Annotated in this window: 24 protein-coding genes and 2 pseudogenes; 15 read left to right on the top strand and 11 right to left on the bottom strand. The window is 57.5% G+C overall.

Translation table 11 applies throughout. From position 1 onward, the window contains the following. On the bottom strand, positions 1-598 hold a 598-nt coding region (locus tag AC5I5I_RS10345; RefSeq protein WP_495972539.1), incomplete at its 3' end, for a manganese catalase family protein. Positions 599-725: 127 nt separating this feature from the next. Here AC5I5I_RS10345 and AC5I5I_RS10340 point away from each other — a divergent pair. The 4 genes and pseudogenes from AC5I5I_RS10340 to AC5I5I_RS10325 form a co-directional block, all read left to right on the top strand. Beyond that, positions 726-818, top strand: a pseudogene (locus tag AC5I5I_RS10340) (hypothetical protein); the annotation flags it as partial. Between the two features lie 82 nt (positions 819-900). Then, on the top strand, positions 901-1,050 hold the full coding sequence (locus tag AC5I5I_RS10335) for a hypothetical protein (protein ID WP_495972537.1): 150 nt from the start codon (positions 901-903) through the stop codon (positions 1,048-1,050). Positions 1,051-1,805: 755 nt separating this feature from the next. Then, positions 1,806-1,994 carry a hypothetical protein gene (locus tag AC5I5I_RS10330; RefSeq protein WP_495972535.1) on the top strand — a complete coding sequence of 63 codons (189 nt, stop codon included), beginning with the start codon at positions 1,806-1,808 and terminating at the stop codon, positions 1,992-1,994. A gap of 836 nt (positions 1,995-2,830) precedes the next feature. After that, a complete protein-coding gene (locus tag AC5I5I_RS10325) occupies positions 2,831-3,175 on the top strand; it encodes a hypothetical protein (protein ID WP_495972533.1) in 345 nt (114 codons plus the stop codon). A 539-nt stretch (positions 3,176-3,714) separates the two neighbouring features. On the opposite strand, the gene AC5I5I_RS10320 is transcribed toward AC5I5I_RS10325, so the two are convergent. Then, positions 3,715-3,876 carry a hypothetical protein gene (locus AC5I5I_RS10320; RefSeq protein ID WP_495972531.1) on the bottom strand — a complete coding sequence of 54 codons (162 nt, stop codon included), beginning with the start codon at positions 3,874-3,876 and terminating at the stop codon, positions 3,715-3,717. Between the two features lie 573 nt (positions 3,877-4,449). Here AC5I5I_RS10320 and AC5I5I_RS10315 point away from each other — a divergent pair. Both AC5I5I_RS10315 and AC5I5I_RS10310 read left to right on the top strand, forming a co-directional pair. Continuing rightward, on the top strand, positions 4,450-4,572 hold the full coding sequence (locus AC5I5I_RS10315) for a hypothetical protein (protein WP_495972529.1): 123 nt from the start codon (positions 4,450-4,452) through the stop codon (positions 4,570-4,572). 76 nt (positions 4,573-4,648) lie between these two features. Beyond that, on the top strand, positions 4,649-5,083 hold the full coding sequence (locus AC5I5I_RS10310) for a PA2169 family four-helix-bundle protein (RefSeq protein WP_495972527.1): 435 nt from the start codon (positions 4,649-4,651) through the stop codon (positions 5,081-5,083). Between the two features lie 39 nt (positions 5,084-5,122). Here the strand turns inward: AC5I5I_RS10310 and AC5I5I_RS10305 are convergent, their stop codons facing one another. Further along, positions 5,123-5,518 (bottom strand): response regulator, encoded by a 396-nt coding sequence (locus AC5I5I_RS10305; protein WP_495972525.1) that lies wholly within the window; start codon positions 5,516-5,518, stop codon positions 5,123-5,125. A gap of 62 nt (positions 5,519-5,580) precedes the next feature. Here AC5I5I_RS10305 and AC5I5I_RS10300 point away from each other — a divergent pair, with 62 nt between their 5' ends. After that, complete coding sequence (locus AC5I5I_RS10300) at positions 5,581-7,221, top strand: sensor histidine kinase (RefSeq protein ID WP_495972523.1); 1,641 nt, start codon at positions 5,581-5,583, stop codon at positions 7,219-7,221. A 160-nt stretch (positions 7,222-7,381) separates the two neighbouring features. After that, positions 7,382-8,446 carry an ATP-dependent DNA ligase gene (locus AC5I5I_RS10295; protein WP_495972521.1) on the top strand — a complete coding sequence of 355 codons (1,065 nt, stop codon included), beginning with the start codon at positions 7,382-7,384 and terminating at the stop codon, positions 8,444-8,446. 64 nt (positions 8,447-8,510) lie between these two features. On the opposite strand, the gene AC5I5I_RS10290 is transcribed toward AC5I5I_RS10295, so the two are convergent. Then, on the bottom strand, positions 8,511-8,720 hold the full coding sequence (locus tag AC5I5I_RS10290) for a hypothetical protein (RefSeq protein WP_495972519.1): 210 nt from the start codon (positions 8,718-8,720) through the stop codon (positions 8,511-8,513). Positions 8,721-9,240: 520 nt separating this feature from the next. On the opposite strand from AC5I5I_RS10290, the gene AC5I5I_RS10285 reads away from it, so the two are divergent. Next, positions 9,241-10,062 (top strand): YihY/virulence factor BrkB family protein, encoded by an 822-nt coding sequence (locus AC5I5I_RS10285; RefSeq protein WP_495972517.1) that lies wholly within the window; start codon positions 9,241-9,243, stop codon positions 10,060-10,062. Between the two features lie 311 nt (positions 10,063-10,373). On the opposite strand, the gene AC5I5I_RS10280 is transcribed toward AC5I5I_RS10285, so the two are convergent. From AC5I5I_RS10280 to AC5I5I_RS10265, 4 genes are all read right to left on the bottom strand, one after another. After that, positions 10,374-10,628 (bottom strand): hypothetical protein, encoded by a 255-nt coding sequence (locus tag AC5I5I_RS10280; protein ID WP_495972515.1) that lies wholly within the window; start codon positions 10,626-10,628, stop codon positions 10,374-10,376. A 636-nt stretch (positions 10,629-11,264) separates the two neighbouring features. After that, on the bottom strand, positions 11,265-12,173 hold the full coding sequence (locus AC5I5I_RS10275) for a DUF72 domain-containing protein (RefSeq protein WP_495972513.1): 909 nt from the start codon (positions 12,171-12,173) through the stop codon (positions 11,265-11,267). Positions 12,174-12,241: 68 nt separating this feature from the next. After that, on the bottom strand, positions 12,242-12,580 hold the full coding sequence (locus AC5I5I_RS10270; RefSeq protein ID WP_495972511.1) for a hypothetical protein: 339 nt from the start codon (positions 12,578-12,580) through the stop codon (positions 12,242-12,244). Further along, the gene (locus AC5I5I_RS10265) at positions 12,570-13,193 is read right to left on the bottom strand and encodes a cysteine hydrolase family protein (protein WP_495972509.1); all 624 of its coding nucleotides are present in this window, start codon (positions 13,191-13,193) and stop codon (positions 12,570-12,572) included. Before AC5I5I_RS10265 ends, AC5I5I_RS10270 begins: the two co-directional genes overlap by 11 nt. A 177-nt stretch (positions 13,194-13,370) precedes the next feature. On the opposite strand from AC5I5I_RS10265, the gene AC5I5I_RS10260 reads away from it, so the two are divergent. The 3 genes and pseudogenes from AC5I5I_RS10260 to ligD all read left to right on the top strand — a co-directional run bounded on the left by AC5I5I_RS10260 (position 13,371) and on the right by ligD (position 15,164). Continuing rightward, positions 13,371-13,622, top strand: coding sequence for a hypothetical protein (locus AC5I5I_RS10260; RefSeq protein ID WP_495972507.1), 252 nt, complete (start codon positions 13,371-13,373; stop codon positions 13,620-13,622). After that, on the top strand, positions 13,609-14,157 hold the full coding sequence (locus AC5I5I_RS10255) for an alpha-ketoglutarate-dependent dioxygenase AlkB (RefSeq protein WP_495972505.1): 549 nt from the start codon (positions 13,609-13,611) through the stop codon (positions 14,155-14,157). The genes AC5I5I_RS10260 and AC5I5I_RS10255 overlap by 14 nt, the downstream gene beginning before the upstream one ends. A 30-nt stretch (positions 14,158-14,187) precedes the next feature. After that, positions 14,188-15,164 (top strand): annotated as a pseudogene (gene ligD / locus AC5I5I_RS10250) (non-homologous end-joining DNA ligase). Between the two features lies 1 nt (position 15,165). On the opposite strand, the gene AC5I5I_RS10245 reads toward ligD, so the two are convergent. The 3 genes from AC5I5I_RS10245 to AC5I5I_RS10235 all read right to left on the bottom strand — a co-directional run bounded on the left by AC5I5I_RS10245 (position 15,166) and on the right by AC5I5I_RS10235 (position 18,753). Continuing rightward, positions 15,166-15,642: an NUDIX hydrolase gene (locus AC5I5I_RS10245; protein ID WP_495972503.1), complete on the bottom strand. Its 477-nt coding sequence runs from the start codon at positions 15,640-15,642 to the stop codon at positions 15,166-15,168. Positions 15,643-15,645: 3 nt separating this feature from the next. Next, on the bottom strand, positions 15,646-17,337 hold the full coding sequence (locus AC5I5I_RS10240) for a DNA polymerase/3'-5' exonuclease PolX (RefSeq protein WP_495972501.1): 1,692 nt from the start codon (positions 17,335-17,337) through the stop codon (positions 15,646-15,648). 447 nt (positions 17,338-17,784) lie between these two features. Beyond that, positions 17,785-18,753, bottom strand: coding sequence for a DUF4142 domain-containing protein (locus AC5I5I_RS10235; RefSeq protein WP_495972499.1), 969 nt, complete (start codon positions 18,751-18,753; stop codon positions 17,785-17,787). A 322-nt stretch (positions 18,754-19,075) separates the two neighbouring features. Between AC5I5I_RS10235 and AC5I5I_RS10230 the strand changes: the two genes are divergently transcribed. Genes AC5I5I_RS10230 through AC5I5I_RS10220 form a run of 3 tightly spaced genes read left to right on the top strand, consistent with a single transcriptional unit; the run spans position 19,076 to position 21,288 of the window. Beyond that, positions 19,076-20,056 carry an alpha/beta fold hydrolase gene (locus AC5I5I_RS10230; protein ID WP_495972497.1) on the top strand — a complete coding sequence of 327 codons (981 nt, stop codon included), beginning with the start codon at positions 19,076-19,078 and terminating at the stop codon, positions 20,054-20,056. Between the two features lie 39 nt (positions 20,057-20,095). After that, positions 20,096-20,356, top strand: a complete 261-nt coding sequence (locus AC5I5I_RS10225) for a SemiSWEET family sugar transporter (RefSeq protein WP_495972495.1) — start codon at positions 20,096-20,098, stop codon at positions 20,354-20,356. 23 nt (positions 20,357-20,379) lie between these two features. Next, on the top strand, positions 20,380-21,288 hold the full coding sequence (locus AC5I5I_RS10220; RefSeq protein ID WP_495972493.1) for an NAD(P)/FAD-dependent oxidoreductase: 909 nt from the start codon (positions 20,380-20,382) through the stop codon (positions 21,286-21,288). Positions 21,289-21,296 lie beyond the last annotated feature (8 nt).

The raw sequence follows: 21,296 nt of genomic DNA, 5'->3' as shown, positions 1-21,296 counted from the left end.
CCTCACCGGTGGAGTCGTTGAAAAACTGATCGACAAGCCCCGGCGTGGGCGCGATACGCCCGATCGTGAACGGCGGTTTGCCCATCGTCTCGAGCGCGGCGGCGAACGCCTTCATATGTGTGATTTCACGGGTCATGAGAAACTGGAGCGCGTCTTTCGTCCAGGAATCCCGGCAAAAGTTGATCAGCCGCTCATAGACGATCTTGGCGCGCGCCTCGGCCGCGATATTGCTGCGCAGATCGACGTCGAGTTCACCGGTGATTTTCAGGTAGTCGGCGGTCCACGGATTGCCTTGGGAGTTGAACAGGTTAACACCGCCGCCGCCCGCAATGGCGATCAGCGGATCGGCCTCCGCCTCTTCGCGGATCGACTTCATGGGCTTCAGATGCATGCGGGCAAGCGTGCCCACGATTTCCAGATGGCTCAGTTCCTCGGTGCCGATATCCATCAGCAGGTCTTTGCGGCCCGGGTCTTCGCAGTTAAGCCCCTGGATTGAATACTGCATCGCAGCTGCGAGCTCTCCATTCGCGCCGCCAAACTGTTCCAGCAGCATGTTGCCGAAGCGGGGGTCGGGCTCGTCCACGCGGACCGTATACATGACGGGGCCTGAAGCCACCGGAGCAGTCTTCAGGGACGCTTTTACGAAACCGCCGCCCGCGTTTTCTTTGTCCGCAAACCACTCTATCTGACGATCTCAGCTAAACGGAACGCCAGGAGACGCAAAGATGCGGGATAAGCTGATCGACTGTCTCGTGATCGGTGGCGGGCCCGCCGGTCTTACTGCCGCGACCTATCTTGCCCGGTTCATGCGCGACGTGCTGGTCTTCACGGCGGGGCAAGCCGCGCTTCGCCCTTGCGGCGAGCCTGGGCGCCGAGACAGATGCAGACGGCGCGCTCCTGGTGGATCAACACCAGCAAACCTCTTTCCCGGGGCTGTACGCAGCCGGCGACGTTGCGTCACAACTCGACCAGATTGCGGTGGCGTTCGGCCATGCCGCCATTGCTGCGACCAATATTCACAACGATCTCCCGAAAAACCTCCGCAATTGAATTTGCAGAAAGAGAGGCACGCATAGCGTTTCGGGGAGGTGCGCCCGGCCGGCCTGTGCACCAAAGACAGGGACAGATCAGGGGTCGACAGCGCGAGCTATGCTGCCCATCAGTTCGATCGCAGCACGGCCCTGCAAGAGCTGCAGAATTCAACGATCTGCTGGGATCACTGGAGGGACCTGTTCGTCTCTGATCACACCAAGCCGGGGTCTGATTTTAAACTGGCCCGATGCCGGGTCTGAGCGCAGGTTTTACCTGAAAGGTCATCGTGTTGCCGAACCTCAAGAAGCAAATTGTGCCGTCGGCCGACGCCTCTACCGCGCCGATTACCTCAACCTAACCTGTTCTGGCCGCGATCAGGGGAATCAGGCTGGTTGGTACAATCGGTGGGAACAACTCCATTGCGACTGTAACGGACCACTGCGCGGGCCGGCGAACCGCGCGAAAGATTGGTTCAACGCTGCGTCATGCGTGAGATTGTTTCTTTTGTCCGTCCTCGACGCGCTCGCCGAGCGCATCATAAACGCACGCCATTTTCAAAGGCGGTGTCGGGTGGGCGGGATTGTGCCCGTACCTGCTAGCGGTCATGCGAGTTTCCCGGGCCCGTTCACGCCACCCCAATTTCCTAAGAGTTCAGCGTCCAGTACACCAGCAAGTTCTTTGCGCCCGTGCTGCAATTCATTTGTGGCGGCAGGATTCCGCCCGGCAGCAGGGAACGTCGGGATCAAGCGAGGCTTGTCCCCGCAGGAGAACACATGATCGGACGTCACGACCTCCCTGAAGGCTATCAAGCCGAACCCGTCTCCGACGGCACCCTTAGAGGCAAAGAGGTTATTGCTGTCATCATGATCTGCGTCATGGCCCTTGGCCCGCTGGCCGTCACGGCCTATCAAAATCCGTATACCGGAGCGATACAAGCGACGCCGAATCTGCCGAACGCTTAGCGGTGACCGCGGTCTCTATCTCGGTATTCCCAGCGAGATGAAACGCATGCTGGAAGCTTAACTTGTCTGTAGTCACGGTTTAACGGAGATCGCTTGGTGTTGCGAAACTGCATTCACTAGCCTGAATCGCTGCATCGCCGCACAAGAGGGAATGTTAAACACGCGCAGTTCCGGTTCCGTAGAGGCCGCCCGGCGACGGATAGCTCGAATCGCCCCTGCACGGGCGTGACGCGGTCTCGATCAAATCACAGCGGCGCCGCGGATTTAAGGGCATGAAACCCGAACCGCATCCGCGGGCTGAATGTTCTGATTTGGCTCGCGGCACGAGTGAAACGGTGACGTCACCGTCTCGATGGTCGCTTGAAGGTCGGCCCGCTGCCCGAATTGCTGGGGCTGAGCGTGCCGATCATTTCCGCACCTTGCCATAGCTCAAGGGCGTGACCGTCGACCAGTTTGATTGCAGCTGCGACTGCCTCGTCACGGCCAACTGCTATGAGCTCGTGAACGCCGATGTTGTGACCATTTATATCTAGGATGTACGCACGAAATCCGGCACGGCGACGTCCCTCCCTTCCCCCGAACCGAATTGTTCCAATGCGGACTCCCGCGGCGAAAAGCAAGCGAACGATTAACCGCAACGGAGGGGCTCTGCAGCCGCTACGGATCCGCAATCATAGGCGCCTGGCAGAGCTTTGGTCCGCCCCGGCCCCGCGATTGCCCAGATGCCCCCGGCCGGAACAAAGGCCAATTGGCCGCGTTAGCTCTGCGTAAATCCCTCGCATCCTTTTGGGTCCGGCCTGTCCCCCGCAGTCCGGACCGTTTTTTTTAGGACGGCTATGCTGTGGCGGCTGGCGCCGTGTTCCCAGCAACTGATCGGCGGACGAGCGTTTGTTCAAGAGTTGTTCGATTTGAACGAGGCATCGAATGCGCAACATGGCATCGGGACGGTCGTACTTATTGCCTGTCTGCTTGGCTTGTTAGTGCTTGCGATCATCTGGGCCATCAGCGTTTGGAGCGCATCATCCGACGGAGCTCCGATGGGGGCCCATGGGTGGATAGCACTCGGCTTAGGTACGTTCTTTTCTTTAGCAATCGGTGGTGGATTAATGACGTTGATGTTCTACAGCGCGAAGCGGTCACGACGAGACGGCCAACCCATTGCGACGAAAGCACGATCTTGAGTAGTACAATCGAAGTTTGAGTACCGAAGCGATCGGGTGGCAGTCTGACAGCCGCTGAGTAACGCAAGATTAACAGTGGTCGGCCAAAAGACCTTGGAGGTTGTTGCCTACCTTAATCCAACCAAGCTTGCCGAGGTTCTCCCGCGCGGCTTCTGCGGATCGCAAATAGGCTTTTCGACGGCATCCGGCTCATGGAATAGGGTCAAAGGCAATTTGCTTGAGAAGGGGGCGCTGCGGCGCAGCACATAAATGACATGACGGCCTCGTAAAGCCGGGACTATCATCGGTCGTCCCAGTGGCCGCGTATGGGTTTGTGATGCATGCGAAACCATTCCCCGCCATGTTCTCCACCATCATCTGCCCGCGCTGCGCAAAGCAGATGAGATTCGGCCATATGGAAGCCGGGCCGAAAACGACTACCGGATCGCTTTCGATTGCGAATGCGGTTTCGAGTATCGGCAATCAAGGGCTGTCGCAGCAGAACGCAAGGCAAGACATCGACCGAAGCATTTTAGCTAGTGGGCCGATACGCTTGTCGTCTAGTCTGCTTCGTCGATTTCCACCGTCGTCTCTTTTTGACAATCCTCGCACCAATAGCCTGCGTCTGCGGGCAACGTATCAGTGGCCGGAATGTAGGCCGGGATCCGCAACCGGGTCTTGCAATGCGGGCATTCCATTAAAGGAAGAGTGTCAATTTCCATCGCGGCTCCTTCACCCTTGTGGATGAGTCGGGGGCGATGAGTTAAAAAAAGACGTATCCAACATAATCGCGATGATGACGCCGGCCGCGACGGCGGTGGCAATGTACGACCACAGCCTAGGCGCCGGTCCGCCATAGTCGCTCGCGGCAGGATCAGCCCGACGAACCGGCCTGACAGGTTAGACGTGCAGAGCGGCTATGAATATCAGACGAGCAGCGGCAATTCCCGATGGGACGCTGCATCGTTGCGACCGGCTCAGCTCGGCTTGGCGGAGCGGGAGGAACTGGGATTCAACATTCTCCGCTTCGCTTGGAGGTGCGAGAGGAACTGGAACCCGAATTAGCATTCCCAGGTGGCACTACGGGAGAGCCGAGGCGAATTTCCGCACGACAACATATAACGGAGGGCAAAATCCCGGAGGGCCGGTAGCAGGCCAAAGTCGTGATCGCCGCCGCGAACGAACGGCCGATGGCGTCCTAGGTTGTCAGAAATATCTGACACAAGTCACACGGGAACGGAGTAGCCGTGAATTACTTTTAACCGACGTCCAAAGAGGGGCGATCGGAGCGGCAGATGGATATCATTCCCACCCAGATGTCTATTGGCGCAGCACTCGTGGTCGCGGTGGCGCTGTTTGCGTATTTCCTCCGACGTCGCCGGAACAGGCAGGCGGCCAAGGATGCACTGCTCGATTAGTCCCTAGTAATTCTCCAGTTGGCGGTACCGAGCGCGGGTGCGAGGGCAGGTACAAATCTAAATCGAGGGACGGCTCATGACCGAATTCACAGAAGAGCTGAAGTCACTGCATACGCAACTCGTCGATAGCATGGAGGGCTACCGGGCCGCCCTAGAGGAATTGCAGGACCCAAAGGTCAGCGCGCTCGTGAGCGGCATGATCGCCATGCGGTCCGCGCACCATCGGCAGCTGGATCAATGCCTGCACGCCATGGGAGAAGTGCCGGATGAAAGCGGCTCGTTCATGTCAAACATTCACCGGACGATCATCAAGATCCGGTCTGTGTTTACCGGCGTCGACGAAAATATCGTCCCTGGGCTAATCGATGGGGAATCTCGCATTCTCGAGCAATACGGCGACTGTATCCGGGCTGGCGACCGTCCCGACGTGGTTGAAGTGCTCCAGAGACAGAGCAGGGAACTCGCGCAGAAGATACATGAAATGGAGGCGCTACGAAAAGCGGCGACCTAATTCCGCGGGGCGCCCAGCTGGCTGGGCAGGCGAAACGCTCTAGTTGCAATCGGAGGATTCGTGGTGGGTCGACTGCGGCAAACTGCGGAGCGCGTTGACAAGCTGATCCTGGGTGTATGGTTTGCGCAGAATCCCGCAACCGGCCCATTCTGCCGGCAGATCGCCCTTGGCATAGCCGGTACAGAATATGATGGGGATGCCGCGGCGACCGAAAGCCTTTGCGGCTGGGAAGATGTCTTTGTCGAATAACGTCACGTCCAACAGAGCAACATCGGCTTCGACCGACTGGGCCTGCCTCTCGGCGTCCTCGACAGTTGCAGCGACGCCTGTAATCTCGCAGCCTGCTCCCTCCACCATATCAAGAAGAAGCATGCGAACGAGGACCTCGTCTTCTGCAATGAACACGCGCACCGCATTGCCTGTGTATTTTGACATAGTGGGATAATATTGGGGCTGATAGGGTGGCGAAGAGGCCAGCGCACTATATGCGATCCAGGTTGCGTTTTTCCAGCCAAACCTATCTCTTTATACTGGGCGCCGTGATCGTGTTGCCGCTGCTTATTTTCGACGGGAGCGTGCTGTTCCGGAGCTATCAGTCGGAATATCGTCGTACCCTTGAAGAGGCCGAGCAATTCGCTTCTCAACTCGACAGCCTAATCACGGCAACTCTGCAGAAGAATTTAGGGCTACTGGAGGGGCTCTCGGTTTCCAGTTCTCTGGCGCAGGACGATCTTCGGAGTTTCTATATCGAAGCAAAGCGCCTAGCAGCCGTGGATCCGCAACGGATCATTCTGTTGCGCGATCTGGAAGGCCGGCAGTTCCTGAACACCCAGAGAGAGTTTGGACGCGATCTGCCGCCGGCAATTCCCCTTACCGTAGCCGAGCGAAACAATTACCTGGCCGGACGGCCGACGGTCACCGGCGTCTACCGAAGCCCAATTTCTGGCGAAGCGCGCTTCGCGATTGCGGTGCCGCTCCCTCAGAAAGGCATGATCCTAAGTCTGACCTTGCCCACCTCGTATATCCGGGACGTGATCGCCAAGGCTCTGCCGCCGAACTGGATTGCGACGGTTGGCGACCAAAACGGAAACATGCTGGCGCGCTCGGTGAAACATGAAGAGGTAACGGCGAAGCCGGCCAACAGCCGGTTTCTGGAGCTGGCGGAAAAGCCGCGGGGGAGCTTTCAGGTCACAAATTTCGAAGGGGTTGAACTGATCTCCGGTTACGTCAAATCGAACTGGTCCGGCTGGATTGTTGCCGCCAACGTGCAAAATGACGAGATTGCGGCACCGTACCGCCGGCTCCTTTTGTCACTTGTACTCACGGCGCTGATTTCGCTGTGCTTGTCCATATTGTTCGCCTTCATACTGGGCCGCCTCTTCGCGAGGGACGTCAATGCGCTGACGGAGCAGGCGGCCGCGCTTGCAGATAACAGGAAGGTCGCAGAAGCTGATATAAGGCTGACGGATCTTTCGGCCGTGGGCAGCGCGCTTGCCGCGGCGTCGAAGGCCATTCGCACCAAAGAGCGTGAGCGCGATCTCCTGACCAACGAACTGAATCACCGGGTCAAGAATACTTTGGCCAGCATCCAGTCGATCGCTCACAATACGATCAGAGACAACAAGACGCCTGGCGAAGCGAGAGAGGCACTTTTTCAGCGCCTATCGGCTCTGTCACGCGCTCACGACCTCCTGACGCGCAGTAGCTGGGAGTCCGCGGGCCTTGACGAGATCGTCGATTCAGTCGTGCAGGCATTCGGAGGGCCTGAGCGCGTGTGTGTGGAATCAGGTGGGAATGTGAAGCTGAGAGCGTCGACTGCGCTTGCTCTTTCCCTGGCCCTGCATGAGTTGGCGACCAACGCGGCAAAGTACGGCGCCCTGTCGTCAACGACGGGCTTGATTTCGATCGCTTGGCATTTCCATGCCGGACCTGACGCACCCACCGTAGTCCTAAAGTGGAAGGAAACCGGGGGGTCGGCTCCATCGAAGCCATCGAGGGTGGGATTTGGCACCCGGCTTATTCACGCAGCCTTCGCCGATATTCCTGGCGCATCTGCCGAACTGTCCTATCCGTCGACCGGCGTGGTCTGTCGAATGACGATACCGACGGCGGCGCTGTTCCTCGGCCCGCGCGCCTGATCGGGCTGCGCAACCTCAGGCGAGACTTATGACATGCCCGGAACATTAGGTGCGAGAAGCGGTTTCTTTCGCATAAGCGATTTGAGAGATAAAATGGGCGGGACGTACGACGTCGATCCTGGCGCTCCACAGCGCAAGACCAGGGAAATAGGCGCCTCCGATGAGGGAACGGCTTTCAAAAGAACCGGCGTTGCGCTTAGTGAGTAGGGTGAGACCACCGTTCGCACCGATGGAAGCGCTATCAGTAGATGAGATCCCCGTCGGAGACGTATGGCAGTATGAACCCAAATGGGACGGCTTCCGTTGCTTGCTGTTTAGAGACGGCGACGACATCCTGCTGCAGTCAAAAGCCGGTAAGCCGCTGACGCGATACTTTCCCGATCTAGTCGATGCGGTTCGAAAGTTGAAAGATCAACGTTTCGTACTCGACGGAGAAATAGCAGTGCCGGCGAGGCGGACGTTTTCTTTCGATGCCTTGCTTCAAAGAATTCATCCTGCGGCCAGCCGGGTGGCAAAACTGGCAAAGGAAACACCAGCAGTACTGATTGTCTTTGATCTGCTTAGCGATGGAAAAGGGTCTTTGACGAATAATATATTGCCGATGAGACGTAAGCGTCTCGAAGCCTTTGCAAAGACGAACTTTACGAAAACCGATCAGTTTCGCCTATCACCCGCAACAACCAAATTTGGTGAGGCGAAGAAATGGCTTTCGCAGGCTGGCGGCGCGCTCGACGGGGTCATCGCGAAACGAAGCGACGTGCCTTACCTGTCGGGCAGTCGCAACGGCATGCAAAAAATCAAGAACTATCGCAGCGCTGATTGTGTGGTCGGGGGCTTCCGCTACAACGAGGGACGGGATGTTGTTGGATCACTGCTGCTCGGCCTTTACGACAGTGATGGAAGGCTCAACCATGTTGGCTTCACCTCTAACATTCCCAGCGCGGACAAGCTACATTTAACCAAAAAACTTGAGCGGTTAATCGAGCCGCCAGGCTTTACGGGCGATGCTCCCGGCGGACCGAGCCGCTGGTCGTCCACACGCGCGGCAAAGTGGCAGCCACTCAAACCGAGGCTCGTCGTTGAGGTCAGCTACGATCACTATTCTGGTGGGCGCTTTCGACATGGGACGTCCCTCATTCGCTTTCGACCGGACAAAGATGCCAGTCAATGCACGACGGAACAGGTTACACAGAAGCAGGTGGATTTGCTGAAGTTATTGAGATAGCGGTCGACCGTATTCGACGTCTTCAAAGATTCGACAGAATACAACGCTCGATGCGCCGCCCGCGTCACGTGCCGTGGAACTCTCCGCCCGGATTATCGACTCCCGACGTCATCGATGACGTCGGCTTCGTGTTCTTGAAGGTTCGATAGGCGAGGAAGCCCGTAAGCGATGCCAGCCCGAACACCAGTGCCGGCTGACGCCGCGTGAAGTCTGCCGCGTTATGCCAAAGATCTTCGACAGTCCTACCCTTTACGGTCTGGGCATAGGTAGCCAACCTGTCGGCAACTGTACCGGCTAGAGCTCCAAGCGGTGGCGCGTTTTTGGAAAAGTCGCAGCGGCGGTGCGGATTGAGGACGCAGCGTGACCAAGGTATTCCGCGCCGTGGTTGACCTGCCGGTCGAGCACTCGGCGCACCTCATCTCGTAGCGAGGACGCGGCGTCGGATGCGACCTGCTCGGCATCCCCAGCGCGGCTCGCAATGTCGGGCGCCTTGTCATAAGTATCTGAGGCCTGATCGAGACCTACGGCCTGTTCGCCGCCTGAGGCCGCGTAGGCTCCCGTGGAGCCGCTGGAACGAAGCCTGAGATGATTGAAGGCGCGGCGTTTCTTCCCAAGCCCTATGACCTTTCTGAATTGCCAAGACACGTTGGGATTGCGCTGGGACGTCGCTAGGCGCCGCAAGCGTCAGGATCCAGTCCGACCGCCTTGTTCCACTGAAATCATCACAGCCTTACGGGTCTTCATCCTCTGGGGCGAGTCCAGGAACTTTTCACACGGGCTGTGATTTTTCTAGGATGCAGAAAGCTTGGCACCTCCTCAAAAGTAGTGTTTTTGCCTTTATCGAGGATGAGGCCCTAACCCGGGGGGCTGCCATTGCATTTTATGCGGCGACTTCAATTGCGCCCCTTTTACTAATCGTCATTTCCATCGCGGGGATGGTTTTCGGCCGTGAAGCGTCGCAAGGCGCCGTCATTGAGCAACTCTCTGGTCTCATGGGGAAGCAAACCGCGGAATTCCTACAGACGGCACTTGCCAACGCCTCCAATACCGAAACCGGGACCGTTGCTGCGATCGTCGGAGTGGTGACGTTAATCGCAACCGCATCCGGCGTTTTCGGAGAAATGCAGTCGGCTCTGAATGTCATTTGGAAGGCAAAGCCAACCGGCACGACAGTGTCACGCCTTATCCGCGCGAGAGCAGCAAGTTTGGGCTTGGTGGGCGCGCTTGCCTTTCTGCTTGTGATTTCACTGGTCGTCAGCGCGGGAGTTACCGCGTTCAGAACGTATCTGAACGCGATCCTGCCCTTCGGGGAAGTGGTGGTGAGCACCCTGAATACGATTATTTCTTTCGGCCTTTTGTCGCTCGTCTTCGCTGCAATTTACAAAGTCCTTCCGGATCGGCCGTTGACCTGGCGAGACGTGGCTATGGGTGCCGTCATCACCGCACTTCTTTTCACAGTCGGTAAGTCCCTGATCGGTTGGTACATCGGAAGCAGTGCGATCGCCTCCACCTACGGCGCGGCAGGATCACTAATAGTCTTTCTTCTCTGGGTATACTATTCGGTCCAAATATTTTTGTTCGGGGCGGAGTTCACGAAAGCATTCATTGAGCGTTAAGTGGGAGCGAAGCGTAGACTGGGCGGAAATGACAAGAGAGCCGCCGCCGCGCTACCAGGCGCGGTTGGGCGAGCCGCTGGACATCCGTTTCGGCCTCCCGATTCAGCCGCAGAAGTCCCTTGGCTCAGAAAGGGACAACATCCGATATCGAAGTGCCCGAACGCTGATGAAGAAGATGTACAAGTTGCATTTCGGCGAGCGCCTGTGCGTGTCCTAGAGTCTCCGCGCTCACGTGCGATAACGCAAAGCCAATAGCGCATTGATGCACCGATACTTCAGCCGATGCATCAACGTGATCCACAAAGAACAGGTTAGCGCTTTCCCGGAACAGCCCCCGTGCCTTTGGTCGTGCCCTGGGCACCGCCGGCTGTGGAGGAGGGTGAGCTCTCACTGGAAGGGCCGGATTTTTTCTTGGCTTTTTTTGCCTTCACGGGCTTTTCCAGATCCCCGGATTTAGAGGTTCCCTGCGCGCCTCCAGCGGTAGATGATGGGCCGCTGGACTGAGCCGTCGCTAGCGAAACGGAAAGTAGGCTTGCCGCGCAGACCAGCGCAATTTTGTTCAGCATATCAATACCTCCCTGATGAGTGGTTCAGGTTGAACTACGCACGTACTTAGTCGTTCCATTAGTCGGCCCGACTTAGTGTAGCTTGCGTGTTAGTGGTTCATCAGTTTGATAGGTTGCACTTGCGTTCCGCGCACCTCAGGCACAATCGAGGGGGAGCCCTCATCAGGCACCAACGCTTTCATTGCGCGATTAACGTCGGCACTCTCCAGAAGTGCTGAAAGCCTTGCGATAGTCCATTCCTCTCTGGCACGGCACTGTGGATCCCGGTGGCACTCAAGCTCGAGGCGGGCTAGGCGGACGGCCTCTAACAAAGCGATAAGATGGTCTTTCATACGCAACTCCTCGCTGTCTAAACGCGGAGACGGTAAGAGGGTTGCGAGGCGACGATCGGTCGACAGTAAGGTTCACTGCTGCAAGGACAGGGCGACCCACATGGTCTCCACTTTTACGCCTGCGGCGCGTCCAATGATGCCAGACCGGGACCATCTTGATAGGCCCGTTGGTTGGCCTGAGTTAGCCCGCGCGAAATTTGCGCGGGTTCAGCATATTCAAGAGCGGAGGACGAAATTCCCGGCCAAAGTAAGACCTTGGAAGAGCGGGCGCGGGTCGAGATTGATTTCCCGCCGCGCCCGATAGTCAGTTGTTTCCTTCCGATGGTCTCAGCATTTGCCGTAGCCTGAGCGCATTAGAGGGAGCGTGAGCGTCGTGATCATTGTTGAAATATATCCACGCCCGCTTCGCGCCGCACGCGTTGATCCTTTCTGCCCATACCGCCAGCTCTTCGTCCGAATAATCATGCCGGTACCAACGCGTGGGACCGTGGAGGCGTAGGTAAATCTCGTCGGCGGTGCGGACAAGTTCATCGGGTAGACGCGGTCCGCTGCATGAGCAGAAGATTATGCCGGCCTTCCGGAACGCCTCGTAGACGCTTTCGTTCCACCAGCTCTTATGTCGGAATTCCACGACGTTGCGGCGCGCTGGATCGAGCTGACGCACAATCGCGGTCAGCCGAGCTTTCGTATAGTGATAGCTCGGAGGAAGCTGAAAAAGAAAGCACCCCATCCTCTCGCCAAGGATATCGGCGATGATCCCAAAATCCTTGACGAGGGTTTTTGTGCCGATGAAGCGCTTGATGTGCGTGATGTGCTCATTGACCTTTACCGTATAAATGAAACGCTTGCTGGCTGCCTGACGCCGCCAGGCTTGGACATTTGCGACCGTCGGCCAAGAATAAAAAGAGGCGTTGATCTCCACGGTGTCGAAGCATTTCGAGTAATGCTCGAACCAGTTCGGTTGAGGGACACCTGCGTAAAAGGAGTCGCGCCACTTCCAATAGCGCCAACCGGAGCAGCCGACAAAGATGGAGGTCTGTAAGCCGTCGGTCGGCGGGCTGGTACCGGCTTCTATTTTTAGCCGAGCGGCGCGCATCTTTGCCGCACGCTTGATGTTATCTTCTCGCTGTTTCTCGCGACGAAGACGGCGGCGCTCACGCCGCTCCTCCAGCGACAATTCCGGTTTTCCTGTTGTTTCACCCGCGCGCTTCATGCGGACTAACGATTGTGCAGGTGGTATGAGTTCCGGGCTGGCGGTTGCAACAGTTCGCCTGTCCGGGCTCACAGGCGGGTGATCTTCTGCGCTCGAACGACGATTTCATCTTGCGAAAGCTCTTTTTCCAGCCGGAGCCGCAGCGCTTGCCAGTAGTCAGGGGCAAGCTTCTCCGTCATCACTTCGATTACAGCGATATTGTCACGCTCCGTTTCGCCGCCGTTGCGCCAGAGACCTTGGCCAGGCGTGCGGACGAAGCTCGTCGCGCCGCCGAACGTTTCAGTCAGTTCCTTGAGAAGTGCTTCAAACCAGCATTGCTCAATTGGTTTTCCTTGGCCGGTCTCCATTGGCAGTAAGAGTTCCACGAGAAACGCGGGAGCGCTCATAACGCCGTTCTCATCCGCCATGGCCGGGCCAGCCCGCAAGCAACGTGTCCGTGCTCACGCACTCAATCTGCACGCCAAACCGGTTCATGAAGAGGTTCATCATTGCGTCGTGGGTTTCGTCGGATGAGCTGCACAGGGCGTCTGTCACAAGGATTGTTCGGAAACCCCAATCGATTGCGCCTAATGCCGTCGCGAGCACGCAGACGTCGGTCTCGCCGCCGGTGATGATCACGGTGTCAACATTTGCGCTGCGCAGCTGCGCGTGAAGATCCGTACCCGTCCAAGGCGAATACACGTGCTTGTCGAAGGTACGAGCGGGCGGGATAAAGCGCGCGAGGTCTGGGACTAGGTCGATCATGCCAGGAGCGAGCTCATCAATCGTCATGGTGGCCCAGCGCTCATAGTACCGCCGCCACATGCCAACACCGTGCCCGGCTTTTTGGGCCGGGATGAAGCGGGTGAATATCGTGCGTTTGGAATGTGCGGCGGAAACTTCAACGATGCTTGGCAATACGCGTTCTAGCCAGGGCATTTTCCATTCCGTACCTTCCGCGAACATGCGCTGCATGTCGACGCAGATATGTATTGAATTCTGACCCGGGGGCCCGTAGCGCAGAGTGTCGTGTTTTGCCATTGCCGTCCTCGACGGTCCGTCAAACAGTGCTGGAGCGCCTTGGTTCCTCCAAACTCTCGCAACTAGTTCGTCTCAGGCCAGAAGCCGTCGGCCGCCCCCAGGCTGTTCGCGGGTCGCCGCAGGGGAACCCTTAAGCTTTCGAGAATGTTAAGTCGGCGAACATGTCTGGAGGCTGCGGTGAAGAGGGCAAAAAAGCGAGGCACGAAGAAGAAATTGGCAAAGCGCGAATTTATCGCGCCGCGCGGCGATAAGCGCTACATCCGCCGCGATACGAAAGGCCGGATCAAGGAAAGCGATGACGTCGGAAGCTCGCTCTCTCAGGACCGACGGAGGAAAGCCAAAAAAAAGGCTGCGCCCGGTCAGGGCGACCGGGGCGACCGTAAACCCGCAAAAGCCAGCACCCGGAGAAAGACGAGTGCCCGCCGTTAGCGAAACGGATCTTTTCGGCGGCCCACAGCTTCCACCTGGTCTCAAGTACGAATCAGAGTTTCTGAGCCCGGAGGAAGAAAACGCGCTTCTGCGCCAACTCGAAGGGCTCCCCCTCAAAGAGTTCGAGTTTCAAGGTTTCCTGGGCAAACGCCGGACCGCGTCTTTCGGCTGGCGGTACGATTTCAATGGGGGCGGGCTCAGCAAGACGCAAAATATGCCGGAGTTTCTAGCCGGTCTCGGCGCGCAAGCAGAATTATTCGCGGGAAATGCGCCCGGCAGCTTCCAGCAGGTTCTGGTGACGGAATATAGGCCGGGCGCCGGCATCGGGTGGCACAAAGACAGATCCGTCTTCGGTGACGTTGTCGGCATATCGCTCTTGTCGGCGTGTAGTTTCAGAATGCGCAGAAGGACGCGTAGCGGATTCGAGCGCAAGACGCTCACCGCTGAGCCGAGGTCGGTCTATCTCTTACGGGACCGTCGCGCAGCGAGTGGGAGCATAGTATCCCCGGCTTGGAAAGCCTTCGTTACTCTGTGACATTCCGAAATGTGTTGGAAGGCGGCTAGCATGGCGCGCGTCTCGACGCTGCCCAAGCGCTTGCAGCCTATGCTCGCCACTCTGACGGACGGGCCGTTCGACGATAAAGAGTGGATATTCGAAGACAAGTATGACGGGTTTCGCATGGTCGCGGCCGTCGAGGGTGGGAGCGTCACGCTTTATAGCCGCAATGGAAAGATTGTAAGCCACAACTATATCGAAGTCGCAAGGGCGCTCGAAGGCGTCAAGAGTGATTCGGTTATGGACGGTGGCTCGTGGCGATCGGCAAGGACGGCGTGTCACACTTCCAGTTGCTACAGAATGCCCTTCGCAGCGAGGCGAAGCTGCAATATATCGCGTTCGACATCATGTTTATGAATGGCGAAGATTTGCGTGCTTTGCCGCTCTTAGAAAGGAAGGCGCAGCTCAAATCCATCCTTCCAAAGCATAAGCTCATTTCGTTCAGCCGTCACCGTAAGACCTTCGGGACAAAGTTCTTCCTTGCGGCAGAGCGCAAGAGCCTTGAGGGAATAATGGCGAAGCGCGCGGATAGCAGATATTTGTCGGGTGCTCGGACGGATAACTGGCTCAAGATCAAGACGTCGAAGCGCCAGGAAGTGGTCATCGCGGGCTTTACGGCCCCACGGCGCACCCGGCCTTTCTTTGGGGCTTTAACCCTTGCGCTCCGAGACGGGGATCAATGGCGTTACATAGGCCATGTCAGAGGCGCGCAAGTTCGGCAAGGCGATCTGGGAACCGGATTTAGCCATGAGGCGCTCAAAGCCCTGTATGGCAAGCTTGTCAAGCTCAAGACCACGAAGTCACCGTTTCCTAAAAAGACAAAAGATGAGGCGGTCACTACGTGGGTGAACCCGCAGCTTGTCGCGGAAGTGAAATTTACCGAGTGGACGAGCTCTGGTGAAATGCGCCATCCGGTTTACTTGGGTTTGCGCGAGGACAAGCGAGTGGAGGATGTTGTCCTTGAGCGAGAGAAGCAGCGCAAATAGCTCAGGCTCCGACAGCAGCAACCAAGCGATCTAGAAACATAGCTTGCCCCTTCAAGATTCGCTCTCGGGCGTCCGACAGCTCGAACCAAGCCACGCGGTCCAGTTCGGGGAACGATTGACGGCGGCCCGAGCGGGGCGGCCATTCCATCTCGAAGAGATTGCTCTTCAACATTTCTGGATTCAAATCGCCTTCCACCGCCCAGACGTGCACGATCTTGCCGCCGGGCTGCTTCGCTTCACCAAGCGAGACCGGCTCGCCGTCCGGGCGGTGTCCCGTTTCCTCGAAGAACTCACGTTTCGCTGCCGAGAGTGGCGCTTCGCCGGCTGCCATCAGTCCTTTGGGTATAGACCACGCCTCCAAATCCTTGTTACGCCAGAACGGCCCCCCCGGGTGGCCGAGGAGCACTTCCATGATTTTGACGCTCCGCCGGTAGAGCAGAAGTCCCGCGCTCTGTTTTCCTGTGATGCGCTCTGGCATGAGCTAAGCGGCGCGCCGCCCAAGACTATGCCGCCGCCTACGCTGGAGATGGCGCAGGAGGTGCGGCAACTTCATCGCGTTTAGCACGCGCTCTGCGGGTACGCCGCCCTTGCGCGCCATCACAACGCCCCAATGCATATGATCCAGCTCGCGTATAGAATGGGCATCCGGATTAATGCTGAAGATGCAGCCGAAGGAGAGCGCCTTTTGGTGCCAGCGCCAGTCTAGGTCGAGGCGCCAAGGATGTGCGTTGATTTCAACGGCGACGCCGTACTTGCCGCAGGCCATCAGGATCTTCTCGATGTCGATGTCATAGCCCGGACGGCGCTGAAGCTGGCGGCCTGTCATGTGACCAATAATCGTTGTGTACGGGTTCCTGATGGCCTTTAAAATTCGTTCCGTCTGTTCTCCTTTTGACATTTTAAAACGGCTATGGACGCTTGCGACAACGAAATCGAACTGCTCAAGGATGCGGTCCGAATAGTCGAGGGAGCCGTCCGCGAGGATGTCTGCTTCGATGCCTTTTAAGATCCGGAAAGTCTTACCGTAGCGCTTATTCAGGCGGTCCGCCTCGCGCAACTGAGCGTCAATTTCGCCTATAGATAAGCCGCCCGCGTAATGAGCCGATTGCGAGTGATCCGCCACCCCGAAATACTCGAAGCCGCGCTCGCGCGTCGCCTCCGCCATCGTTTCAAGTGTTTCAGTGCCGTCAGAAGCTGTCGTATGGCAATGAAGGATACCGCGCAGATCGTCATCGCGAACGAGCTTTGGCAGAGCGTATTTGGCCGCGTCGCTGATCTCGTTGCGCCCCTCGCGCAGTTCAGGCTCGATAAATTGCAAGCCGAGCGCTTTATAAACGCCTTCCTCTGTCGCCGATGATACGAGCTTCTTGCCGTGATAAAGGCCGTCTTGCTTGAGCTCGAAACCCTTGCCGTCGGCATATGCGCGTAGCTTCGCTAAATGCTCAGCAGATCCGGTCGCAGCGAGGAGAGCCGCGCCGAAATGTTTTTTATCTGTGACAGCGAGCTTGAGATCGCCTTCGCTCCCAACTTTCTCCGAACCGGCTTTTGTTTGGGCTACCAACGCGAGATCCGAGACAAGCTCGCATCCCCTGCGAAAGTCGCCAGCGATCTCTACGCGGGCAAACTCGGGATGTTGGCTCGTTACGATCGCGGTCGCGTTTTCCAGCAGTGCGGCGGCTCTATGCAAATGAAGGCTTGTTTCACCCACACCCCTCGCGGTAATCTTGAGGTTCTGCAGGATTGTGCTTTGCAGCGAAGCGCCCAAGCCTTTGACCGTGCGGATGCGGTCGTCCTTGGCTGCGGTCTCAAGCTCCCGCAGTGAGCCAATTCCGAGCTCGCGATGAAGCTTCAAAATCTTATCGGGCCGTAAACCTGGAATAGCAAAGAGCTCAGGTACCCCCTCGGGGATTTCCTTTCGCATCTTCTCAAGATTCGGATGCGAACCGCTCTCGTAGAATTTGGTGATGATGTCCGCGATGGCTTGGCCGACGCCGGGGATTTTCGTAAGCGTTCCAGCGGCAATAATGTTGCCCAAGGGTTGAGAGAGCGCTGATAGACTTTCGGCCGCCCGAAGGTAAGCTTTCGGCCGGTAGGGGTTGCCGCCCCGCAACGAACTACGCTGCGCATATTCTCTCAGCAGGCGGGCGACAGTTTTGGTGTCGGTTTTCGGCATGTCTCTGACGCAGACGGTCGGCGCGAACTGATGGTTCCGGAAGGCGTCTTGTCGCGGTCAGGAATCGACTCGGTAGCGCGAAGATGAGATAACGCCTCACTTACTTCCGTTTTCTACGTTGACGATTGAGTTTATTAATTTCTTGTCGGGATAGTTCGACAATCGGGTTAACGAGCGTGCGCGGCATCTTGACTTTTATGCTCTGTCTGCTCGCGCCCGTGTTAATGCCTGTGCGCCTCGTCCTTTTCTGCATTGGCTACCCATATGTCAGGCTCTGCGAGCCGGTCCAATATCGAGGGCGAACCTGCCTCTATGCCAAGATCGCGGTGCGTATAGGGTTGGTACTAACTATTGAAAGTCGGGCTCGATTTCCTCAGCACAGAAGGCGCAGTGCAACGGAAGCGGACACACATCCTCGTCAAACGGGGATGCGTGCCAGCTCGCGGTCTATCTGCCGTTCGTTTTAAAATGTGGCGCCGCTTCAAGCTCCTGTTTGGTCATGCCACGCAACAGGATCCGGTCCGGTTGCACAGTTCCAGACTTCTCACTAGTCCGATTGCCGGTGGTGTTTCCGCGACCTTGCTCCTGAATTTCAAGCGCCTGAAACGGGATTGCGACATTCTTCTCCCCGATGCCGAGGAAGCCACCGACGCCAACCACGACAGCGGCGATGCCTCCGTCACGTTCCAAAACAATGTCATCGATTTCGCCGATGTTTTCGTTATTGGCACCGTAGACCGTCGTTCCAAGAAGATCGGAACCCATGATGTGGGTCGGGCTCGCCGCAGCAAGCGGCTGCATCGCCTTTGCCGGTCCGGCCTGCTGACGAGGGGGGCGCTGGGCGTTTTGATCATGGCCCGCGCCACCGGCGGGGGCTTGACCAACCTGAGCCGGATTTTGTGGCAAGGCCTGCGCGTGCTGCAGGTGCTCTTGCAGGGTCGGTAGGGTCTTCTGAGCCCACGAGGTCAGCTCGGAGGTGTCACCGCTTTTGGCGTAGTCGGTGAACAGCTTTACCGCGTTTTGATGGGCTTCGATCTGCTGCGCTCGATAGAGCTGGTAAAACTGACGGCCGTCTGCCGACTGGAGCCTCTCCAGTTTCTGCCGATGTGGAACGTCCATCTCCGTCGGAAGCGGCACCTTGACGCCTTGTGCCAACAACTTCAACTCGTTGCTGGTTTTGGTATGGTCATCGACCATTTTCTTGGCGAACTGCTGAATCGCGTTATCATTTGATTTATCGAGAGCGAGCTTGTTCGATTGAATTTCAAACATGTCCGAGATCGCGACTTTCTCGACGAACTGCTTGGTTGCGGCTGAGGGGCCGGTCTGGTCCTTGGGTGCTGGTTGCGTTCCTGTCTGTGCGTAGGCCGGAACGGCCAACGCTAGGCAGGTGGCGAAGATCATGCCGTATTTCATGCTGGCCTCCATTGGATGCGACGGTGTCGGTGATACTCCGCCCAACTCTAGGGATCGTCCCTTGTTCCCCCGATGAGCAACTGATCGGACGCCACCTTGGTAAGGGATGCCCCGCTCGATAACGCCGCATAGGCCACTGACTGGGTTCGTTTGGACCTCGTGCAGTGGGGTTTTGGATGTGGCTGCCGGTGCCGCAAGGCGACGCCCCAAGCCACTGGAACGAAGTGCGGACGGTGGCCGTTGCCTGCAGTGCAGCATCTCGGCGATGTCGCTTTAATCGGAGGGTATTCTGAAATCTTCAGGGAAGCAGGCTCGTTCCGCCATGGCCGGCAAGGCATTGCCGATCGCGGTTGGGATTGTGACGACGGGTGTCGCCGCTGCGCTCTTGAACCGGTGGCTGGCCGGTAGGGCGGAGCGAAACAATCCGCCGATGGGGCGTTTCGTGACGGTGCACGGCACGAAGGTCCACTACGTTGAAAGGGGTACGGGCACCCCTCTCGTTTTGCTCCATGGCAATGGAAGTATGATTGAAGACTTTGAGTCCAGCGGTCTGATCGATGCGGCATCCGATAAATACCGAGTTATTGCCTTTGACCGACCCGGGTTCGGGCATACGCCTCGCTCGCGTGATACGAGCTGGACCCCTGCCATACAGGCCGATCTTATCGCTACGGCATTGAAGAGGCTCGGCATAAGCCGCGCGCTGGTTCTCGGACATTCTTGGGGAACGTTGGTGGCCTTGTCGCTGGCCGTAAACCACCCGGGAGCAGTGCAGGGCCTGATTTTGGCGTCCGGCTATTACTACCCAACCATACGAGCCGATGTCGTTATCCTTTCGCCCCCAGCCATCCCTCTGGTCGGAGATATCTTGAGCAACACGTTGTCTCCGCTATTGAGCAGGCTGATTTGGCCGCTGCTGCTGCGCAAGGTTTTCGGACCGAGCCCCGTTCCCAAAAAATTCGAAGGATTTCCGAAGGAGATGGCATTACGGCCGTCCCAGATTCAGGCGAGCGCGTCTGAAGCCGCGCTGATGATTCCCGCGGCGTACGAGCTACAGGATCATTACCGATCGTTGAAAATTCCCGTAGCGATTGTCGCCGGTGAAAATGATCGGCTTATCGAAGTGGAGCAAGCCGAGGCCCTGCACAGAGACATCCCTCAAAGTACCCTGACGTCGGTCGCTGGATCAGGTCATATGGTGCATCAAACGGCTACAGCGGCGGTCATGAGGGCCGTCGATGCGGTGGCAGGCAGCTTTGATCGGACCGCAAAGGTGGAGCCGATGACCTATGCTGATACGTAGTTTGGTGTTCTACATTATTAACCAGCCGGCGTACCCGGTATGACTTGGACGCTATCGACGCTTTTAGGCCTCGCAGCAGCTTCACTGACCACTGCAGCAAACGTCCCTCAAGTATGGAAGGCATGGCGCACAAAGCAAACTGAAGACTTATCACTTGCAATGACTTTGATATTGGCCGCTGGGTTGGGATTGTGGGTTATCTACGGAATATTGCAATCCGACCCCGTGATCGTCATGGCAAATGCAATCGCGACAGTTCTTTCTGTCACTCTGGCAATCTTGAAGTTGAGATTTGGGTGAGTTCGAAACGATCAGATAGAATAATGGCACAATCGATCGATCAGAGCCGGTGGGATTGCGTGATCGTCGGCGCAGGCCCCGCAGGATTGACGGCTGCGGTGTATGTAGCCAGATATCTGCGACGTGGCCTCGTATTGCACGACAACCAAAGCCGTGCCGCTCTGATCCCCACCAGTCATAATCTCCCTGGCTATAGTGGGGGGATCAGCGGCGTGGAATTTCTCGCCGATCTGCGGCGGCAGGCCGAAAGTTTCGGAGCGATTATAGAGCGGTCGGCCGTAACGCGGCTAGAAAGAGCGTCCGATGGCTTCACCCTCGGGACCTCATCACGGCTCATCTCAGCAGATCGGGTCATACTTGCAACCGGCGTGCAAGACATAAGCCCCGACATACCTGAGCTTGGCGGGTTAATATTCGATGGCCAGGTGCGTTATTGCCCGGTCTGCGACGGGTACGAGGCGGCCGATAAACGCATCGCTGTCATTGGCCCGCTAGAGCAGGCGATAAAGAAGGCTGACTTCCTGCGCACCTACTCTGCTTCCGTGACTGTACTCAGCCCGCAGCAGCCGTCCGCTGAGCAAGTCAACCAGTTGGAGGAGTCCTCTGTCACACTCGTTGTAGGCCGAATAACTGGAATAGAGCGAGGGGGTCAGTTGCTATTGTCGCTCTCAGACGGACAACGCTTGACCTTTGACATTCTTTACCCAGCCATGGGTTGCTCAGTACGCTCCGACCTGGGGAGGGCAGTGGGGGCCGAGGTGGACCACGCCGGCGCGTACAAGGTCGACGCGCAACAACAAACGACTGTGGTCGGCCTCTACGCGATCGGCGATGTGGTCTCCTGCTTGGACCAGATCGCAGTTGGGACCGGGCATGCGGCGATCGCTGCAACTGCTTTACACAACTCATTGGACCGCAACAGACGCAGATGATCTGCGGT

The organism is Pseudorhodoplanes sp., assembly GCF_059499825.1.
Note: the sequence above shows the minus strand (reverse complement) of the source record. Positions and strands in the feature narration are given on the sequence as shown.

Excerpts from the sequence above, each read along its gene's own strand:
- AC5I5I_RS10330 (WP_495972535.1), top strand. The coding sequence starts at position 1,806 with ATGATCGGACGTCACGACCTCCCTGAAGGCTATCAAGCCGAACCCGTC.
- AC5I5I_RS10275 (WP_495972513.1), bottom strand. The coding sequence starts at position 12,173 with ATGAAGCGCGCGGGTGAAACAACAGGAAAACCGGAATTGTCGCTGGAG.
- AC5I5I_RS10240 (WP_495972501.1), bottom strand. The coding sequence starts at position 17,337 with ATGCCGAAAACCGACACCAAAACTGTCGCCCGCCTGCTGAGAGAATAT.
- AC5I5I_RS10265 (WP_495972509.1), bottom strand. The coding sequence starts at position 13,193 with ATGGCAAAACACGACACTCTGCGCTACGGGCCCCCGGGTCAGAATTCA.
- AC5I5I_RS10230 (WP_495972497.1), top strand. The coding sequence starts at position 19,076 with ATGGCCGGCAAGGCATTGCCGATCGCGGTTGGGATTGTGACGACGGGT.
- AC5I5I_RS10305 (WP_495972525.1), bottom strand. The coding sequence starts at position 5,518 with ATGTCAAAATACACAGGCAATGCGGTGCGCGTGTTCATTGCAGAAGAC.
- AC5I5I_RS10295 (WP_495972521.1), top strand. The coding sequence starts at position 7,382 with ATGAGGGAACGGCTTTCAAAAGAACCGGCGTTGCGCTTAGTGAGTAGG.
- AC5I5I_RS10220 (WP_495972493.1), top strand. The coding sequence starts at position 20,380 with ATGGCACAATCGATCGATCAGAGCCGGTGGGATTGCGTGATCGTCGGC.
- AC5I5I_RS10280 (WP_495972515.1), bottom strand. The coding sequence starts at position 10,628 with ATGCTGAACAAAATTGCGCTGGTCTGCGCGGCAAGCCTACTTTCCGTT.
- AC5I5I_RS10235 (WP_495972499.1), bottom strand. The coding sequence starts at position 18,753 with ATGAAATACGGCATGATCTTCGCCACCTGCCTAGCGTTGGCCGTTCCG.
- AC5I5I_RS10285 (WP_495972517.1), top strand. The coding sequence starts at position 9,241 with ATGCAGAAAGCTTGGCACCTCCTCAAAAGTAGTGTTTTTGCCTTTATC.
- AC5I5I_RS10320 (WP_495972531.1), bottom strand. The coding sequence starts at position 3,876 with ATGGAAATTGACACTCTTCCTTTAATGGAATGCCCGCATTGCAAGACC.
- AC5I5I_RS10325 (WP_495972533.1), top strand. The coding sequence starts at position 2,831 with ATGCTGTGGCGGCTGGCGCCGTGTTCCCAGCAACTGATCGGCGGACGA.
- AC5I5I_RS10225 (WP_495972495.1), top strand. The coding sequence starts at position 20,096 with ATGACTTGGACGCTATCGACGCTTTTAGGCCTCGCAGCAGCTTCACTG.
- AC5I5I_RS10315 (WP_495972529.1), top strand. The coding sequence starts at position 4,450 with ATGGATATCATTCCCACCCAGATGTCTATTGGCGCAGCACTCGTGGTC.
- AC5I5I_RS10310 (WP_495972527.1), top strand. The coding sequence starts at position 4,649 with ATGACCGAATTCACAGAAGAGCTGAAGTCACTGCATACGCAACTCGTC.
- AC5I5I_RS10245 (WP_495972503.1), bottom strand. The coding sequence starts at position 15,642 with ATGCCAGAGCGCATCACAGGAAAACAGAGCGCGGGACTTCTGCTCTAC.
- AC5I5I_RS10270 (WP_495972511.1), bottom strand. The coding sequence starts at position 12,580 with ATGGCGGATGAGAACGGCGTTATGAGCGCTCCCGCGTTTCTCGTGGAA.